20 protein-coding genes are annotated in these 16,494 nt (G+C 51.5%); 3 read left to right on the top strand and 17 right to left on the bottom strand.

From position 1 onward, the window contains the following. Positions 1-21: 21 nt before the first annotated feature. The 13 genes from nusG to ACX93W_RS23965 all read right to left on the bottom strand — a co-directional run bounded on the left by nusG (position 22) and on the right by ACX93W_RS23965 (position 10,368). Positions 22-555, bottom strand: a complete 534-nt coding sequence (gene nusG / locus ACX93W_RS24025) for a transcription termination/antitermination protein NusG (RefSeq protein ID WP_459394922.1) — start codon at positions 553-555, stop codon at positions 22-24. Positions 556-579: 24 nt separating this feature from the next. Continuing rightward, positions 580-789: a preprotein translocase subunit SecE gene (gene secE, locus ACX93W_RS24020; protein WP_459394921.1), complete on the bottom strand. Its 210-nt coding sequence runs from the start codon at positions 787-789 to the stop codon at positions 580-582. A gap of 18 nt (positions 790-807) precedes the next feature. Continuing rightward, positions 808-957 (bottom strand): 50S ribosomal protein L33, encoded by a 150-nt coding sequence (gene rpmG / locus ACX93W_RS24015; protein ID WP_082967189.1) that lies wholly within the window; start codon positions 955-957, stop codon positions 808-810. 293 nt (positions 958-1,250) lie between these two features. Next, positions 1,251-1,904 (bottom strand): RNA polymerase sporulation sigma factor SigH, encoded by a 654-nt coding sequence (gene sigH / locus ACX93W_RS24010; protein WP_459394920.1) that lies wholly within the window; start codon positions 1,902-1,904, stop codon positions 1,251-1,253. 225 nt (positions 1,905-2,129) lie between these two features. Further along, positions 2,130-2,660: an NYN domain-containing protein gene (locus ACX93W_RS24005; RefSeq protein ID WP_459394919.1), complete on the bottom strand. Its 531-nt coding sequence runs from the start codon at positions 2,658-2,660 to the stop codon at positions 2,130-2,132. A 2-nt stretch (positions 2,661-2,662) separates the two neighbouring features. Next, entirely contained in the window at positions 2,663-3,418 is a 756-nt protein-coding gene (gene rlmB, locus ACX93W_RS24000; RefSeq protein ID WP_459394918.1) for a 23S rRNA (guanosine(2251)-2'-O)-methyltransferase RlmB, read from the bottom strand. Between the two features lie 52 nt (positions 3,419-3,470). Beyond that, entirely contained in the window at positions 3,471-3,917 is a 447-nt protein-coding gene (locus tag ACX93W_RS23995) for a Mini-ribonuclease 3 (protein WP_459394917.1), read from the bottom strand. Then, positions 3,914-5,326, bottom strand: coding sequence for a cysteine--tRNA ligase (cysS, locus tag ACX93W_RS23990; RefSeq protein WP_459394916.1), 1,413 nt, complete (start codon positions 5,324-5,326; stop codon positions 3,914-3,916). Before cysS ends, ACX93W_RS23995 begins: the two co-directional genes overlap by 4 nt. A gap of 5 nt (positions 5,327-5,331) precedes the next feature. Continuing rightward, entirely contained in the window at positions 5,332-5,985 is a 654-nt protein-coding gene (gene cysE / locus ACX93W_RS23985) for a serine O-acetyltransferase (RefSeq protein ID WP_459394915.1), read from the bottom strand. Between the two features lie 561 nt (positions 5,986-6,546). Next, positions 6,547-8,019, bottom strand: a complete 1,473-nt coding sequence (gene gltX, locus ACX93W_RS23980) for a glutamate--tRNA ligase (RefSeq protein WP_459394914.1) — start codon at positions 8,017-8,019, stop codon at positions 6,547-6,549. A 3-nt stretch (positions 8,020-8,022) separates the two neighbouring features. Then, positions 8,023-8,511, bottom strand: coding sequence for a 2-C-methyl-D-erythritol 2,4-cyclodiphosphate synthase (ispF, locus tag ACX93W_RS23975; RefSeq protein ID WP_459394913.1), 489 nt, complete (start codon positions 8,509-8,511; stop codon positions 8,023-8,025). Next, a complete protein-coding gene (ispD, locus tag ACX93W_RS23970; RefSeq protein ID WP_459394912.1) occupies positions 8,486-9,223 on the bottom strand; it encodes a 2-C-methyl-D-erythritol 4-phosphate cytidylyltransferase in 738 nt (245 codons plus the stop codon). Before ispD ends, ispF begins: the two co-directional genes overlap by 26 nt. Positions 9,224-9,270: 47 nt before the next feature. Next, positions 9,271-10,368 (bottom strand): PIN domain-containing protein, encoded by a 1,098-nt coding sequence (locus ACX93W_RS23965; protein ID WP_459394911.1) that lies wholly within the window; start codon positions 10,366-10,368, stop codon positions 9,271-9,273. Between the two features lie 216 nt (positions 10,369-10,584). Here ACX93W_RS23965 and ACX93W_RS23960 point away from each other — a divergent pair, with 216 nt between their 5' ends. After that, on the top strand, positions 10,585-10,989 hold the full coding sequence (locus ACX93W_RS23960; protein WP_459394910.1) for a nucleoside triphosphate pyrophosphohydrolase family protein: 405 nt from the start codon (positions 10,585-10,587) through the stop codon (positions 10,987-10,989). 249 nt (positions 10,990-11,238) lie between these two features. Here ACX93W_RS23960 and pssA read toward each other — a convergent pair whose 3' ends face one another. The 3 genes from pssA to radA all read right to left on the bottom strand — a co-directional run bounded on the left by pssA (position 11,239) and on the right by radA (position 14,523). Beyond that, a complete protein-coding gene (pssA, locus tag ACX93W_RS23955; protein ID WP_459394909.1) occupies positions 11,239-11,982 on the bottom strand; it encodes a CDP-diacylglycerol--serine O-phosphatidyltransferase in 744 nt (247 codons plus the stop codon). 87 nt (positions 11,983-12,069) lie between these two features. Beyond that, positions 12,070-13,146 carry a DNA integrity scanning diadenylate cyclase DisA gene (gene disA, locus ACX93W_RS23950; RefSeq protein WP_459394908.1) on the bottom strand — a complete coding sequence of 359 codons (1,077 nt, stop codon included), beginning with the start codon at positions 13,144-13,146 and terminating at the stop codon, positions 12,070-12,072. Positions 13,147-13,155: 9 nt separating this feature from the next. Beyond that, a complete protein-coding gene (gene radA, locus ACX93W_RS23945; RefSeq protein ID WP_459394907.1) occupies positions 13,156-14,523 on the bottom strand; it encodes a DNA repair protein RadA in 1,368 nt (455 codons plus the stop codon). 409 nt (positions 14,524-14,932) lie between these two features. Here radA and ACX93W_RS23940 point away from each other — a divergent pair, with 409 nt between their 5' ends. Together ACX93W_RS23940 and ACX93W_RS23935 are read left to right on the top strand one after the other, a co-directional pair. Then, positions 14,933-15,781 (top strand): copper amine oxidase N-terminal domain-containing protein, encoded by an 849-nt coding sequence (locus ACX93W_RS23940; protein ID WP_459394906.1) that lies wholly within the window; start codon positions 14,933-14,935, stop codon positions 15,779-15,781. Between the two features lie 42 nt (positions 15,782-15,823). Further along, complete coding sequence (locus tag ACX93W_RS23935; protein WP_459394905.1) at positions 15,824-16,093, top strand: hypothetical protein; 270 nt, start codon at positions 15,824-15,826, stop codon at positions 16,091-16,093. Between the two features lie 237 nt (positions 16,094-16,330). Here ACX93W_RS23935 and ACX93W_RS23930 read toward each other — a convergent pair whose 3' ends face one another. Continuing rightward, positions 16,331-16,471: a hypothetical protein gene (locus ACX93W_RS23930; protein ID WP_459394904.1), complete on the bottom strand. Its 141-nt coding sequence runs from the start codon at positions 16,469-16,471 to the stop codon at positions 16,331-16,333. Positions 16,472-16,494 lie beyond the last annotated feature (23 nt).

Genomic DNA, 16,494 nt, shown 5'->3' with positions numbered 1-16,494 from the left:
GTCTATGTGCGAAGCTCTGCGTTAAACCTTTTCCACCTGGGTGTAATCCAGTTCAAGCGGAGTTTCTCTGCCAAACATGTTGACATGGACTTTCAGCTTTGCCTTGTCCAGCAAAATTTCCTCCACCGATCCAACAAAATCGGCAAAAGGACCAACCTTTACGCGCACCGTTTCTTTCAGTTCAAACTCGATTTTCGGCTTCGGCTCTTCCATGCCCATGTGTTTCAGAATCTGATCCACTTCATCAGGCAATAAAGGAGTCGGTTTTGAGCCTGAACCTGTTGAACCTACAAAACCGGTAACGCCCGGCGTATTGCGGACAACGTACCATGAATCGTCGGTTTGAACCATTTCCACCAGAACGTAACCAGGGTAGACCTTGCGTTGAACGGTTTTTTTCTTGCCGTCCTTCTCCACCAGCTCGTCTTCCATTGGAACCAGCACACGGAAAATCTTGTCTTCCATGCCCATGGATTCAACACGGCGCTCCAGATTGGTTTTGACCTTGTTCTCGTACCCAGAGTAAGTGTGCACGACGTACCATCTTTTTTCCATTACAAATCCACCTTTGGACCCTTCTTAGACAATTAGTTGAACCAATTCAGAGATTCCGATGTCAAGAAGCCAGAAGTAAATCGTCACAGCCACAACCGTCATTAAGACGACGATGGAATAGCTCGTCAGCTCCTTACGACTTGGCCAGCGAACCTTCTTCAGTTCTGCCCAGCTGTCGGCAAAAAAACCAAACGTTGTACCAAAGCCTTTTTTCAGTTTCGCCAAAAAAGCCACGGTTCCACCTCCAATGGACTATCGCGTCTCGCGATGAGGAGTCTGCTCGTTACAGAACTTGCAAAACTTCTTCAACTCGATGCGGTCGGGGTGATTCCGTTTATTCTTGGTGGTTGCATAGTTCCTCTGCTTGCAATTTGTACATGCCAGCGTGATAATTACCCGCACCCAAATACACCTCCCGAACTGCTCAAAAATACGAATCACAAAACTCTATGTTAAAGTTCATTGATTCCACAAAAGCGTATGGGCCCATAACGAAAAAAAACCTCGAATTAAGGCCTACCTAAACACTTTATCACACGAAATACCGCATGTCAACGAAATTACGGCCTTCTCAACCTCTGGCGTTCCCTGAATTATTATCCAGTATAGCCGCTCCGGTTACCCTATAAACCAATGAACCCTCTTTATTGCCCGAAAACGTCGGACAGCAAAGAGGGATCGTTGATTGCTTCGAGCTACAAACCGCCGAAATCCCGCACTTCCAAATACTTCTCCAGTTTGCGCTTCACGCGCTGCAACGCGTTGTCGATTGACTTGACATGCCGCTTCAGATCAACTGCGATCTCCTGATACGAGCGCCCGTCCAAATAAAGCATCAGCACCTTCCGTTCCAGGTCGCTAAGAATCTGGGACATCTTGTCCTCCAGACCAACAAACTCTTCCTGGTTGATGATCAGCTCCTCGGGGTCGGATACGCGTGTGCCGCATATCACGTCAAGCAATGTCCGGTCGGAATCTTCATCATAGATGGGCTTGTCCAGCGAAACGTAGGAGTTAAGAGGAATGTGCTTCTGGCGAGTAGCCGTCTTGATCGCTGTAATGATTTGTCTGGTGATGCACAGCTCGGCAAAAGCTTTAAAGCTGGCAAGCTTGTCTCCCTTGAAGTCGCGAATGGCCTTGTAAAGTCCAATCATGCCCTCTTGTACGATATCCTCACGGTCTGCGCCGATCAGAAAGTAGGAACGCGCCTTCGCCCTGACAAAATTTTTGTATTTGTTAATGAGATATTCCAGCGCAAGGCTGTCGCCGTTACGGACCGCTTCAACGATGTCCTCGTCTGTGCTGCATTCGTATTGTAGCGTACTCCACTCTTTGAGGTCGATACTCACAAACTATCCCTCCGGCCTGCAAGGCGTACACCGCGCTAGATTCATATTTTTAAAGTCAAAAAAAATAAATGATTGGCAAATCCAAGGTTGTGCATGCTTGTATAAACATAGAGCCAGTATACATGATGAAACCTTACACCGTCAACCAAAAGACCACCCGAAACCCATCGATTATCTAGCAAAAATGTAACTTTGTGGCATGTTTTGCTAATACATGATTCGGCGTTACTTGTCGCCTCTGCGCAAGCGCTCCAGCTTGCTCCAGACGTCAAGGCTGATATTTTCGTCAAGGGGGTTCCGTTTGCCGGGCCGTTCGACGCCCTCCCGTATGGAATCCCGTATGATCTTCACATTCTGGGTAATGTCGATATAGAGTTCCCGGGCGGATACCCGAAGCGCCCCTTTTCCAAAAGCGACATGCTGCTCCACCAGATCGGAGGTGGCGACATAGACATCGCGCCTCCTGGAAATCAGCTCGCTGCACAAGCGCTCGATGCATTCGTCAGCCGTCTCTTTCTCTCTCGTATAAACAATAATCAGCTTATGCTGCTTGTAGGTCGCGCCAAGGCCGGGAACCTGATGCGCGTCGAAGATCACGTAGATCTGCATGCCGGTAAAGCCCTGATAATCGGCCAGCATGTCCAGCAAACGGTCGCGCGCATCCTCCAAATCCTGTTCCTTCAGCCGCTCCAGTTCAGGCCACGCACCAATAATATTGTATCCGTCGACCAGAAGGACGTCGTTTTTCCGGGCCATCGCTAGAGACTCCGGCGCTGCCTGACAACCTCATACATAAGCACACCAGCCGCAACCGAAGCGTTCAAAGAATTGAGACGTCCCAGCAGGGGCAGCTTGACCAGAAAATCGCATTTCTCTTTAATCAGGCGGCCCATGCCCTTGCTCTCGTTGCCGATGACAACAGCCAGCGGCATGTCAAAACGGGACCGGTACACGTCATCCGTCGCGGAAACATCGGTCCCGGCAACCCAAACTCCCGCTTCCTTCAGCTTATCTATCGTTTGCGCCAGATTGGTCACACGGGCGACTGCCACGTGCTCCGCCGCTCCCGCCGATGTTTTCAGCACGGTTGCGGTCAAGCCCGCCGAACGGCGTTTAGGAATAATGACGCCATGCACCCCCGTGCATTCCGCCGTCCTTAGAATGGACCCTAAATTGTGCGGATCTTCGATTTCGTCAAGCAGCATCAAAAAAGGCTGCTCTCCCCGCTCCCGGGCAATTTCCAGCAAATCCTCGACTTCCGCATACGGAAATGGGGCAGCTTGAGCAATCACGCCTTGATGGGCAATGTCTCCACCAGCCATCGCATCCAGCTTGCGCTTGTCGACCGTCATAACGACGATTCCCGCCTTTTTGGCCTCGGCTACTATCGCCCCTGCGTTTTTCTGCGAGCCTTCGGCAATCCATATTTTATGAATGCTCCGGCCGGAACGCAGCGCTTCAAGCACAGGGTGTTTCCCCGCGATCAGCTCTTCCTGATTGATTTGTTCTGACATCCTATCCACTCCTTAAGAGGTTGTTCAAAAAGCGATCTTTTGACCCCGCACATCAATTTGTTGCGTCTGTTCCTACTTGGCCGCGTTCTTGAATGGCCGCATTTAACAGCTCGCCGATTCTCTCCAGCTTGCCCTGATAATACAAATAACCGATCAAACATTCCAGCGCGGTCGCTTGCCTGTAGTCGGCAACATCGGCGTTTTTGGGCGGAGCGCCGGATTTGGCGTTCCGCCCTCTCCTAACCATGTCCGCCTCTTCTTCGGTTAGCAGCGGCTGAAGCCGCTCAAGCAGCCTCCGCTGCGCCTTGGCCGATACCAGGCCCGTCGCCTCGCGATGCAGATGATGCGGCTTCTGGTTGGGAAGCGAAATCAGATATTGCCTCACAACCAGTTCAAAAACCACATCCCCCATATAAGCAAGAACCACCGGATTCATCTGCGAGGCTTCCTTATGAGGGGGATGGAAGGCAAGCGGGTTTACGATCTCACGCTCCGTCATTTGCGCCGCCAGCGGATACCTTGCGGCGTATCCTCGATGACGATATTCAGTTCGTTCAGCCTGTCGCGGATTTCATCGGCCCGGGCCCAATTTTTATTTTTGCGCGCTTCCGTACGCTCCGCAATCAATCCTTCAACTTCCTCATCCAGCGAATCGCCTCCCGCATTCAAGGGAAGTAATCCCAACACGCCGTTGATCCTGTCGATTTCCGCCAGCAGCAGCTTAAAGCCCTCTGCTCCCGCTTCCGAATTATTCATATATAAATTGCTCTCCGTCACAAGCTCGAACAATGCGGTGATGGCGTCAGGCGTATTGAAGTCGTCGTTCATTTTAAGCTCGAACTGCTCGCGGATTGCCTTTGTTTTGACTTGCAGCGACTGAAAAACGTCGTTAGATCCAACTGCTTCTCCCGCCGTTTCCAGCCTGTGGCGCAGGTTGGCATGGCAGTTGGCAATGCGCTCAACGCTGTTTTCCGCCTGCTGAATGGCATCGTCGCTGAAATTATGCGGACTGCGGTAATGAGTCGACAGCATGAAATAGCGGATCGCCTGAGGCTTGATCTTTTGAACAAGCTCCTTTACCTTAATGCCGTTGCCCAGCGATTTGGACATTTTTTCGTTGTCGATATTAATATAACCGTTATGCAGCCAGTAGTTGGACAGCGGTTTGCCGGTCAGCGATTCCGATTGGGCAATTTCGCACTCATGATGCGGGAATTGCAGATCATGGCCTCCGCCATGGATATCCATTGTATCGCCCAGATAACGGCGAGCCATCGCCGAGCATTCGATATGCCAGCCGGGCCGGCCGGGTCCCCATGGACTTTCCCAGTTGATCTCGCCGGGTTTTGCGCCTTTCCACAGGACGAAATCACCCTGGTTTTCCTTGCGGTCGCCAACCTCGATACGAATGCCGAATTGCAGCTCATCAAGGTTCTGATGCGAAAGCTTGCCGTACTCCGAGAAGGAGGATGTCCGGAAATATACGTCTCCTTCGCTTTCATAAGCTTGCCCTTTAGCCACAAGCTCGCCGATAAAGTCGACGATATCCGAAATATGCTCCGTCACCCGCGGATTTAGGCTAGCCTTGCGAACGCCCAGCGCTTCGATGTCGGCATTAAACGCCTCAATGAATTGCTCCGCCACCTCCGGTACAGTTGTACCAAGCTCCTCCGCCTTGCGAATCAGCTTATCGTCAACATCCGTAAAATTGGTAACATACAGAACATCGTAGCCTACATCCTCCAAATAACGCCGCACGACATCGAAAAAGATAACCGGACGCGCATTTCCGATGTGAATATAATCGTAAACGGTCGGGCCGCAAACATACATTTTCACTTTGCCGGCCTCTTGCGGTTCAAACGGCACCTTGGCCCGGCTCATCGTATTGTAAACGGTTATGCTCATATCTATCATTCTCCTTTATGACCAGGGCCTCGCAGTTCTTCCACCTGCGTCCTCAACCCGTCGATTTCCTTCTGCATTGCGCGGAACATTTCGATCACGGGATCCGGAAGCTGGGTATGGTCCAGCCTGTCGCCGACACGTTCTCCGTTGCGCCTCACGACGCGGCCGGGATTGCCGACCACCGTGCAATTGTCGGGCACCTCGCGCAGCACAACCGAGTTGGACCCTATATTGCAATTGTCTCCCACGCGGAAGGAGCCTAAAACCTTTGCTCCGGAACCAACCACGACATTATTGCCGATGGTGGGGTGGCGCTTGCCCTTTTCCTTGCCTGTGCCGCCAAGCGTAACGCCCTGATAAATGACAACGTCATCTCCGATTTCGCATGTTTCTCCGATGACGACGCCCATGCCATGATCGATAAACAGCCGATTCCCGATAACGGCGCCGGGGTGAATCTCGATTCCCGTCATAAAACGGCTGAATTGGGACACCACGCGGGCCAGCGAAAACCACTTCCTCTTGTAAAAGCCGTGCGCGATCCGCTGCGCCCAAATCGCATGCAGCCCGGAATAAGTGAACACAACTTCAAACGTGCTCCTGGCTGCGGGATCATTGTCAAATACAGCTTTGATGTCCGAACGAAATGTTGACAGCACAAGCTCTCCCCCTTTTTGCCTTCGCCGGCCTTTATCTCTATTCTCGGGCCGTGGCCGCATCTACGGCAGCTTCTATGCGAACATTGAAAAAAAGCCCCCGCAGCACATATGTGCTGCAGAGGCGTTTGCAATCGCGGTTCCACTCTGCTTGAACACGCGTCCAGCTTACGCCGACACGGTTCATCTCATGTCCATAACGCAGACCTGCGTTGCTGCCTACCCCGTGCTTGCAGCGCGACATGGCGCTTCCGCAAGCAGCGGCTCGGAGCAAAGCTCCCAGGTGCATATTTCCGTCCAAGCGGATTAGACAACTTTCAGCCCCATGCAAACATCGATTACTCCGCAAGCGCATAATGCTCCCGCTTCTGTTTCCGATTCCATGACGGTTGTCCTCTCTGGAAATCCAATACCAGGGCGTACTTCTCCTGTTCATAGCCGGTACATCTATTTTATTAATAGACTATAGTATACCGAAAAGCCGAAAAAGTGCAAGAGGGAACCCCTTTTGCGCCAATTAGCCAGCATAGCGGCCGCTTGCGGGCTGTTGGCTGGATAGATGCCTTACCGAGCCCCTTGACCCAATCTGCTCCGCAGGCGGGCAAGCACCTTGTCACGGCCCAGCAGAGCCACCGATTGATTCAAGTCAGGACCATGCGTCTGGCCCGTCAAAGCAGCGCGAATCGGCATAAAGAGCGCTTTGCCCTTGCAGCCTGTTTCCTTTTGAACCGTTTTGATGGCATCCTTGATGCCGTCCGCCGTAAACTCCGCCGCTCCATTTTCCAACTGGCTCAGGAAAGCCCCCAGCACGACGGGAACCGTCTCCTCTGCCAGCACGGCAGCCGCTTCTTCCTCGTCCTGCACATCCTCGCGGAAGAACAGTTCCGTTACGGCAACAATGTCGGAAGCGCTGCGAAGCTTGTCTTGATGCAGCGCAACAAGAGCCGTCAGCCATTCGCGTGCAGCGCCGTCCACGTTTTCCTGAATGCGGCCTGCTTTTTGAAGGTGCGGCAGGCACAGATCAACGATCCGGCTTGTTTCGGTTTTTTTGATATATTCATTATTCATCCAAGCCAGCTTCTGCGTGTCGAACAATGCAGGGCTTTTGCTCAAACGATCCGCATTAAACGCCGCAACAAGCTCCTCGCGGGTAAAGATCTCCTGCTCGCCTTCCGGTGACCAGCCCAGCAGCGTAATAAAATTAAACAAGGCTTCGGGCAGATAGCCAAGGTCATCGTATTGCTCGATAAACTGGATGATGGACTCATCGCGCTTGCTCAGCTTTTTGCGGCTTTCGTTGACGATAAGCGTCATGTGGGCAAAAATCGGCGGCTCCCAGCCCAAAGCCTCGTAAATCATAAGCTGGCGCGGCGTATTGGAAATGTGGTCCTCGCCCCGCAGCACATGGCTGATTTTCATCAGGTGATCGTCGAGCGCAACGGCAAAATTATAGGTTGGAATGCCGTCTTTTTTCACGATAACAAAATCGCCCATTTCCGACGTATCAAACGAAATCTCGCCTTTAACCATGTCACGGAATGTGTAGGTGCGGTTTTCAGGCACGCGGAAACGAATGCTGGCGATCCGGCCTTCCTCCCGGAATGCCTGCTCCTGCTCCGGCGTCAAATCGCGATGTTTGCCGGAGTAACGCGGCGTTTCACCGCGCGCTTGTTGCTCCTCGCGCTCTTGCTCCAGCTCCTGCTCCGTGCAGTAACAGCGGTAAGCCAAACCCTGATCCAGCAATTGCTGCCAATACTCCTTGTAAATGTCCAGTCGCTCCGTTTGTCGGTAAGGGCCGTAGCCGCCGCCAATATCCACGCTTTCATCCCATTCGATGCCAAGCCATTTCAAATAGGTCAGCTGATTTTCCTCGCCGCCGGCCACATTGCGCTTCACGTCGGTGTCTTCAATGCGGATAATAAACTTCCCGCCCAGGTTTCTTGCAAATAAATAATTGAATAAGGCCGTCCGGGCATTGCCGATATGCAGATGCCCTGTCGGCGAAGGCGCATAACGTACGCGTACCTCTGATGTCATGAACTATCCCTCTCTTTCCTTGATCAAGCAAACGACGGATTGCGCGGCAATTCCTTCGCCGCGGCCCGTAAAGCCCAGCTGCTCCGTAGTTGTCGCCTTTACGTTCACCTGCAACAATTCTTCGGCCCCCAGCGTACGTGCGATAACCTCGGCCATTTGAGGTATGTAAGGCAGCATTTTCGGTTTTTGGGCAATAATCGTGGAATCCACATTGCCTAGCTTGTACCCTCTGCTTACGGCAAGCTCCCATACCCGCTCCAGCAGCTTGACGCTATCCGCGTCCTTATACGCCTCATCCGTATCCGGAAAATGTTTGCCGATATCGCCAAGTCCCAACGCTCCCAGAATAGCGTCGCTAATAGCGTGAAGCAGCACATCCGCATCGGAATGGCCCAACAATCCCTTTTCGTACGGAATGGTTACTCCGCCAATGATGCAAGGACGTCCTTCAACCAGCTGATGGACGTCAAATCCTTGTCCTACCCGAATCATTCCGTTCACCTCCCATTGCCGACGCCAAACGCTGCGCAAGCAGAAATTCTGCGTAAGGCAAATCCTCCGGCGTCGTAATCTTTATATTGGTGTATTCTCCTTCCGCAACAACGACCGAAGTCCCCGTGCGTTCAACTACCATTGCATCGTCCGTGCCCAAAAAACCTTCTTGCGCGGCCCGCTCATGGGCAGACAGCAGCAAATCCCGCCGAAAAGCCTGCGGCGTCTGGATCGCTCTCAGAGCCGAGCGATCCGGCGTGTCTACAATTGCGCCAGAAGCATTCACCTGCTTGATGGTGTCCTTCACCGGCACTCCAAGCACGGCGGCGCCCGTCTGAACGGCGGCATCGGCGCAAGCCGTCACAGCCCGTTCCGTCACAAGCGGACGAACGCCGTCATGAACCATCACCCACTGGCAAGAAAGCGCCCGAAGGCCGCATAATACGGAATGCTGGCGCTCGGCTCCGCCAGCCAGCACCGATCCGACCTTGGTCAAGCCGTAAGCTTCGACCCATTCACAACAACGTTCCACATCGCCGCTGCCCACAACAAGCGCAATCTCGCCAATAAGGTCCATGCGCTGGAATAGCTCCAGCGTATGGACCAGGATCGGCTTGCCGTCAAGCAGCAAATATTGCTTGCTCTCCTCAGTTCCCATCCGCGAACCGCGACCGGCCGCAACGATGACAACACCCCATTTGTTAATTGCCATTCATTCTACCTGCCTTAAGCTCAAGGAATTAGTTCTATCATACCTTGTTACTGAGCTTTTTCCAACAGCTTCGGCTTGGCAAAAATCATGCGGCCCGCACTTGTCTGCAAAACGCTTGTTACCAGCACCTCCATCGTGGTGCCGATATAATCGCGTCCGCCCTCCACAACAATCATCGTTCCGTCATCCAGATAGGCAACGCCTTGTCCATGCTCCTTGCCGTCCTTGATAACCTGGACGACGATTTCTTCGCCCGGCAGCACAACCGGCTTGACGGCATTGGCGAGATCGTTGATATTAAGCACCGAAACCCCTTGCAGTTCGCATACCTTGTTCAGGTTGAAGTCATTGGTGACTACCTTGCCGCGCAGCGCCTTCGCCAGCTTGACCAGCTTGCTGTCCACCTCGCCGATCTCTTCGAAGTCGCCTTCGTAGATCAGCACCTTGACGTCCAGCTCCTTCTGGATTTTGTTAAGGATGTCCAGCCCCCTCCGGCCGCGGTTGCGTTTGAGCAAATCCGAGGAATCCGCTATATGCTGCAGCTCCTCCAGCACAAACTCCGGAATAACCAACGTGCCTTCGATAAATCCCGTTTTGCAAATGTCTGCAATCCGTCCATCGATGATGACGCTTGTATCCAATATTTTGTGCTCTTCGAACCGCGGGTTCTCCTCCTCTTGCTGAGGAGCGGCCGGCCTTTCCATCAGTGCGGCAAAACCCGTCGCAATTTCATCCTGCTTCGCAAGCGCGATTCGCAGTCCGCCGTACCCAAGTCCCAATGCGAGCAGCGCAGGCAGCAGCCTGCCGATGCCCTGCAAATCGGAAACAGCGGGATGCAGCAAAACGGACATCAATAATCCCGCCCCAAGCCCGCAAATACCGACCATGAGCTGCCTGAGCGGCAATTCCGCTATCAGGGTCACGCCTTTTCCAAACAACCTCACTGCAGGTGCAGCCAGAAAAGAGGCTGCAATACCCCCTATCAGTGCGCCAACCGCAACATTCATGTAATAAGTTCCGGACTGCTCCAGCATGCCGTAAGACGACCCTGACCAAGCCGCGGTGCTATCCATCAATCCGTATACCTCTCCGCCGACCATGCCGCCGATCACGAGACCAATCAATTGAATGACTACTCTAACCATTACGGTTCACCTCCATTACAATTATGTTCCAAACTTTGGAACTCTAATCGGAGGCGGAGTGAAAATTTGCAAAAAGGAGAAAACCTCTGCCGGCGGCCTTTCAGCCTTGCTGAAGCGGTCCCGGGACGAACCTGTGGCTTCCGGCATGTGGAAATACGACCAAAGGAAGATTATAATAGGTAAGAGATAACTTCTTCGCGAAGGCGGGTGATTGAAGTGGAATCCACTAACGCTCCCACACTGGAGCAATTCCAACAGCAAGTTTCGGAGCTTCTCCTCAGACATCGCAGTTTGCTTGACGTGATGTCAAAGCTTGGACAATCCGGCGCTTCGGTAAACCGCGCCGTTTCCAAAGCAGTGACGGACTGCGGTTGCATTGAGCTGAATGCCAGAAAACAGCATTATTCGGACAAGCCGGATTTGGAAAATGCCAAGGAAACGCTGCAAAGCCATCTGTCCGGTTCGCTCTGCGAGAATTGCAACGAAGTATTAAGGAGCGAGCTTGGCCGCAATTTGTTCTATATGACGGCATTATGCAATCTGCTGCACATTAATTTGGATGAAGTTGTTGCCGAGGAATACGACAAATGTTCTACGCTTGGCCTGTTTAATTTAACCTGATTAATTTAACCTGATGAGAAACCTCTACCCATGCCTCTCGAAGATGAGCGGCCGCGTGTAGCGGTAGGTTTTATCGCCAATAAGAATTGATTTCTTATGTGGCAATTAAAGCGTAAGTGGCGGCAACCGTGCCGGCATTTGCGCTTTTTTTCTTTTAGCGGGAGGCTGGTGATGCTGTCGCACAAAAAAAAGACCGCCTTGCCTGCGAAAAAATCCGCATGCAAGACAGTCTGTCAGCCAGTCCGTTTATCAGGCCGGCTTTTCGTTATTAACCTTTTCCTCCGATTCTTCCTCTAATGCACGGCGCTTGCGCGCTTTCGGAAGCCGGCGGTCAACGTTTTTTTTTAAGCCGTACAGCGCATATAGCAGCAACGGCACAAACAATATTTTGGACAGCTGGTTCTCAAATAAGAGGCCCAGCACAACGGATACAACAACAATGATAGGAACAACCCATACCGCGCTGCGCGGAATGCCTACCTTCTTAAAGTTAGGATAACGAATCGTGCTGACCATCAGGAAGGAAAGCAGCAGCATGCTGCCCAGCAGCACAGGCAACGGAATATCTTCTTTAAACAGGGCAAGCGTTGCTAACACACCGCCTGCAGCAGGGATCGGCAGACCGATAAAGTAACCAGGGGAACTCGCAACCACGTTAAATCTTGCCAGTCTAAGCGCTCCGCAAATCGGGAAAATGGCCGTTGTGGTCCAGGCCAAAGCATGATTCAAATCTTGAAACGCAACGACGTACATAATAAAAGCCGGCGCTACTCCAAAGGAAATAACGTCAGACAACGAATCCAATTCTTTGCCAAACTCACTTTGCGCGTTAAGCGCACGCGCCACACGACCGTCAACCCCGTCCAGCAGCATGGCAATCAGAACCATCATGGCCGCCATTCCGGGATTGTCGTTAAAAACCAGAATAATGGCAATAACGCCCAAAAACAAATTGCCAACCGTGAGAAGGCTCGGTATCGATTTTGCAATCATCTGTTCCACCTCTTCTCTAATATGCCCAAACCCGGCCTCGATCCTATCGCCTAAAGTTTGGCACACATTCAATCCATTGTAGGAGATTTAAATTTGCCTGTCAATGAACATCTGCTCTTGAATCCGCTTCAATCCATCCTTGATTGCCCGCGCACGAACCTCTCCGATGCCGTCCACTTCATCCAATTCCTCAATGGTTGCCATTAGAATCCGGGGAAGATTCTGGAAGCGTTCCACAAGATTGTTCATTATAACAAGCGGCAAACGCGGTATTTTTCCAAGCAGGCGATAACCTTTCGGCGAAACCGATTCTTCTGCCATATTATGACCCTGAGGATAACCCAGCAAACGGACAATGGGCGCTCCATCCAACTGCTCGTCTGCGCTCAGCTTTTTCAGGCCTGCCCGAATTTCCTTGATCTTTTCATCGCTGTTATCCTTGGCATAGTCCTTAATCAAATACCAGGCATCCTCTTCAACGCCACCCACCAGCTCATCCATCTGCATGCTGATCAGGCGGCCTTCCGTTCCAAGCTCGTTGATATAGCGGTTAATTTCCGTTTTGACCCGAAGCACCATTTCCAGCCGTTGAATGACATGGGCAACTTCCTGCAGCGTTACCAGCTCTTCAAACTCCAGCGCCGACAGGTTGGTCAGGGATTGCGAAAGAACTGCCTTATATTTCTCCAGCGTTTGGATGGCCTGATTGGCCTTGGTGAGAATGACGCCAATATCTTTAAGCGAATACCTCAGGTTGCCCTGGTACAACGTAATCACATTCCGCCGTTGGGAGATGGATACCACCAGCTTGCCGGTTTGTTTCGCCACACGCTCCGCTGTCCTATGGCGAATGCCTGTTTCAATGGATGGAATGCTGCTGTTTGGAATCAGCTGCGTGTTGGCATACAAAATGCGCCGCATATCCTCGCTCATAATGATGGCTCCGTCCATTTTGGCCAACTCGTAGAGGTAGTTGGAGGAAAAATCGCAGTTGATGGAGAAACCTCCGTCAACGACCTCCATGACCTCCGGACTGTATCCCACCACAATAAGCGCCCCTGTTTTGGCTCTGAGCACATTTTCAAGCCCTTCCCGAAAAGGGGTTCCTGGCGCCACCAGCTGCAAAAGCTGATTCATGACTTCCTGCTGAGTCTGTTCCTTCATCTGTGCCCCCTATCCAAGCGCTGCTTTAAGTGCTTCCGATACTGTATTGACGCCAATCAATTCGATCCCTTGGGGAGCTTTCCACCCCTTCAGGCTTTTCTCAGGCATGATCACCCTTTTGAACCCAAGCTTCTCCGCTTCCTTCACTCGCTGCTCCGCACGGGATACTGCCCTTACCTCGCCCGTCAGGCCAACCTCTCCGAATATAACATCGTAAGGTTTGGTCGGAGCATCGCGGAAACTGGAGGCTATGCTCACCGCGGCCGCCAGATCCACCGCGGGCTCATCCAGCTTGACTCCGCCCGCTACATTCAAATACGCATCCTGCGTCTGGAGAAACATCCCGTTGCGCTTCTCCAGCACCGCAATGATCAACGCCATCCGATGATGATCGATTCCCGTGGACATCCGTCTCGGCGAGGGGAAATGAGTCGTAGCTACAAGCGCCTGCAGCTCCACCAGCACGGGACGCGTCCCTTCCATGCTGGCGACAACCGTGGAGCCTGCCACGCCTAGCGGCCGCTCCGACAGGAATAGCTCCGATGGATTCGACACCTCTCGCAGCCCGTCTTCGATCATTTCGAATATGCCAATTTCGTTAGTGGAGCCAAAACGGTTCTTCACGGCCCGAAGCAATCGGTACGTATGATGGCGCTCGCCCTCAAAATAGAGCACGCAATCCACCATATGCTCCAGCAGCCGCGGTCCCGCAATAGCGCCCTCTTTGGTCACGTGGCCGACCAGTACCGTGGCAACGCCTTTTATTTTGGCCGTACGCATGAAATGGGCTGTGCATTCCCTAACCTGCGATACGGAGCCGGGCGCCGACTCCACGCGGGGGTCATAGACGGTCTGGATGGAGTCAATCACCAGAAATTCCGGATTGACGGATTCTATCGCATCATTAATATGCTCCATATTGGTCTCGCACAGCACAAAGAGATTTTCGGAAAGCGCTCCCAGCCGATCTGCCCGCAGTTTAGTCTGCCGGACGGATTCTTCGCCGGAAATATACAGCACTTTCAATCCTTTGCTCGCCAGCGCGTGCGAGGTTTGCAGCAGCAGCGTCGACTTGCCGATACCGGGATCGCCGCCCACCAGAATAAGGGAGCCGGGCACAACGCCGCCGCCGAGCACGCGATTCAGTTCCACCATTCGCGTTTCGATGCGCGGCTCCTGCCCGCTCTCTATATGTATGATGGATTGGGGCTTTTCTTTCGTATGGATTCCCGATAAGCCGACACCCTTTGTTTTGACGACGGTTTCCTTTTCTTCCACCATGGTGTTCCAGGCATTGCAGCCGGGGCATTTCCCCATCCACTTGGGCGATTCGGCGCCGCAATCGGTGCAGACAAACTTCAGTTTTATTTTGGCCATTCCGAACTCCTTCAGAAGGATTCTCTCATGATTCTAATCAGTTTACCTTGAGTTTACCATCATATGTCGAATGTAGAAAGTCTTAACGTTCACAAATTTCATTGTCACTTTCCACACAACAACGGCTCGCCCCTGCGTATTGGCGGCTATTCAGGCTTTTTCGACAATTTTGAAAAAGTGATTTTTTTATAAAAAATACGATCCGACATCCCCAAATGCCTTGACTCCTCCTTTTAAGCGGAAGCTTAGACTTCCCTCTACTAATGTTCTGCCATTCATCGGCATTCTTTATCCAAATTTTAATAAATAAAGGAACCTTTTCCCGGTAATTGCGTCTATAATTTTGGACTTCCCTTGTTCTAGAGGAAACACATTTTTGTTAGCATGGTGATTTTGAAAGGAGACCGAAATGAAGAAAATCGTATCCGTCCTGATTTTTGCACTATTGTTAAGTTTGATTGCTTCGCCCGCTTATGCCGCCGGCTTGCAAATCAAAATCGATGACGTCGCGATCAAAAGCGATGTAAAGCCCGAAACAAAAAATTACCGCACGATGGTCCCTCTGCGCGTAATAAGTGAAAACCTGGCCGCCCATGTGGAATGGCTGGATCCTGAAGTCAAAATAACCAAGCATGATTTGGAAGTTACTCTGAAAGCAAACAGCAAAACAGCCATAGTCAACGGAAAAACGATTCAGATGGACGTCGCGCCTTATATCAAGAACAAGCACACTTTTGTTCCGCTTCGTTTTATTTCGGAAACGTTTGGGTATAAGGTGGATTATGTCAGCCCAACGGTTACAATTGAAACCACGCCTCTCATTATTGAAGGAAAACAGATTTATGCCATGCAGAACGAAGTCCGCATGACAATGGGCAGCATCGTCTCTGAGATAACGGGCAATGCCTACGTTGAAGCTTTTTATCATTTGTTCCAGCAGTCCAAAGGGAAGCCCGTGGAAGCGCCACTCGTTCAAAATCGGATTACGGGCAGTGTTGATCCAGGCTCCTATACGCCAGGACCCCAAAATGATTTTTTGGACAAAGATGGCGGCTCTGTTTTGCGGCTTGAGTTGTATAGCTTGAATAACGACTTTCCGGCCGAGCTGTTAGCTCCATATCCGGCTTGGTTGCTTTATGATGCGACAGCGGACCAATGGTATGAGTATCAACCGGACGAAGCAGAATCCTTTAATCAACTCTTTGACGCAGCTTCCCAGCAAGGCTTCTTGCGCACGATCAGCAACAACGTCGTCTAATGTCTATCGCCAGCCACCGTTACCATATGGCTATTATTCGATTTGACCGCAATGCTTGCGCTGCTTGCACTGCATTGCCTGCTTGCACTGCTTGCACTGCTTCCACTGCTTGCCCTGCATGGCCTGCTTGCCATGTTTGCACTGCTTCCACCGCATTGCCTGCTTGCCCTGCTTGCCCTGCATGGCCTGCTTGCCATGTTTGCACTGCTTCCACTGCTTCCACTGCTTGCACTGCATTGCCTGCTTGCCATTTTTGCACTGTTTGCACTACTTGCCCTGCATGGCCGCCTAACGGTCAAATCTGTCCATTAAAACCGTTTTGAGGCAAATTCTCGCTTGTAACGGACGATTCTGTCCATTAGGGCCCGAAAAAGAAGATTTTTCGCTTTATTTTTGCAGTAATGGACATATATGACCATTAGAATGACTCTCGATGCCCTAAATGTGTTCTAACGGCCTTTTTTGTCCATAAAAAAAACGCGAGCCCACAGATCGAGTCCCCGTCGAAAGTGATTCACGCGTTAGAAACCGTTAGAAACAATAAAAGTCTCAATCAAAACCAGTATAAAAATCAACACCAACACCAACACCAACACCAACACCAACATCAACCCCAATATCAAAATCAAAATCAATATCAAAATCAAAATCAAAATCAAAATCAAAATCAATATCAATTATCAGAATCAAGCCAAAAAAACCCCCGGCTCTTG

Source organism: Paenibacillus sp. CAU 1782, from assembly GCF_054551715.1.
The sequence above is the reverse complement of the archived record's forward strand: the minus strand, read 5'-3'. Positions and strand labels throughout refer to the sequence as shown.

What these genes read in the sequence shown, in the direction of transcription:
- nusG (WP_459394922.1), bottom strand. Translation starts at nt 555, where the DNA reads ATGGAAAAAAGATGGTACGTCGTGCACACTTACTCTGGGTACGAGAAC.
- ACX93W_RS24005 (WP_459394919.1), bottom strand. Translation starts at nt 2,660, where the DNA reads ATGGCCCGGAAAAACGACGTCCTTCTGGTCGACGGATACAATATTATT.
- rlmB (WP_459394918.1), bottom strand. Translation starts at nt 3,418, where the DNA reads ATGTCAGAACAAATCAATCAGGAAGAGCTGATCGCGGGGAAACACCCT.
- ACX93W_RS23995 (WP_459394917.1), bottom strand. Translation starts at nt 3,917, where the DNA reads ATGACGGAGCGTGAGATCGTAAACCCGCTTGCCTTCCATCCCCCTCAT.
- cysS (WP_459394916.1), bottom strand. Translation starts at nt 5,326, where the DNA reads ATGAGCATAACCGTTTACAATACGATGAGCCGGGCCAAGGTGCCGTTT.
- gltX (WP_459394914.1), bottom strand. Translation starts at nt 8,019, where the DNA reads ATGACATCAGAGGTACGCGTACGTTATGCGCCTTCGCCGACAGGGCAT.
- ispF (WP_459394913.1), bottom strand. Translation starts at nt 8,511, where the DNA reads ATGATTCGGGTAGGACAAGGATTTGACGTCCATCAGCTGGTTGAAGGA.
- ispD (WP_459394912.1), bottom strand. Translation starts at nt 9,223, where the DNA reads ATGGCAATTAACAAATGGGGTGTTGTCATCGTTGCGGCCGGTCGCGGT.
- ACX93W_RS23965 (WP_459394911.1), bottom strand. Translation starts at nt 10,368, where the DNA reads ATGGTTAGAGTAGTCATTCAATTGATTGGTCTCGTGATCGGCGGCATG.
- pssA (WP_459394909.1), bottom strand. Translation starts at nt 11,982, where the DNA reads ATGATTGCAAAATCGATACCGAGCCTTCTCACGGTTGGCAATTTGTTT.
- disA (WP_459394908.1), bottom strand. Translation starts at nt 13,146, where the DNA reads ATGAAGGAACAGACTCAGCAGGAAGTCATGAATCAGCTTTTGCAGCTG.
- radA (WP_459394907.1), bottom strand. Translation starts at nt 14,523, where the DNA reads ATGGCCAAAATAAAACTGAAGTTTGTCTGCACCGATTGCGGCGCCGAA.
- ACX93W_RS23940 (WP_459394906.1), top strand. Translation starts at nt 14,933, where the DNA reads ATGAAGAAAATCGTATCCGTCCTGATTTTTGCACTATTGTTAAGTTTG.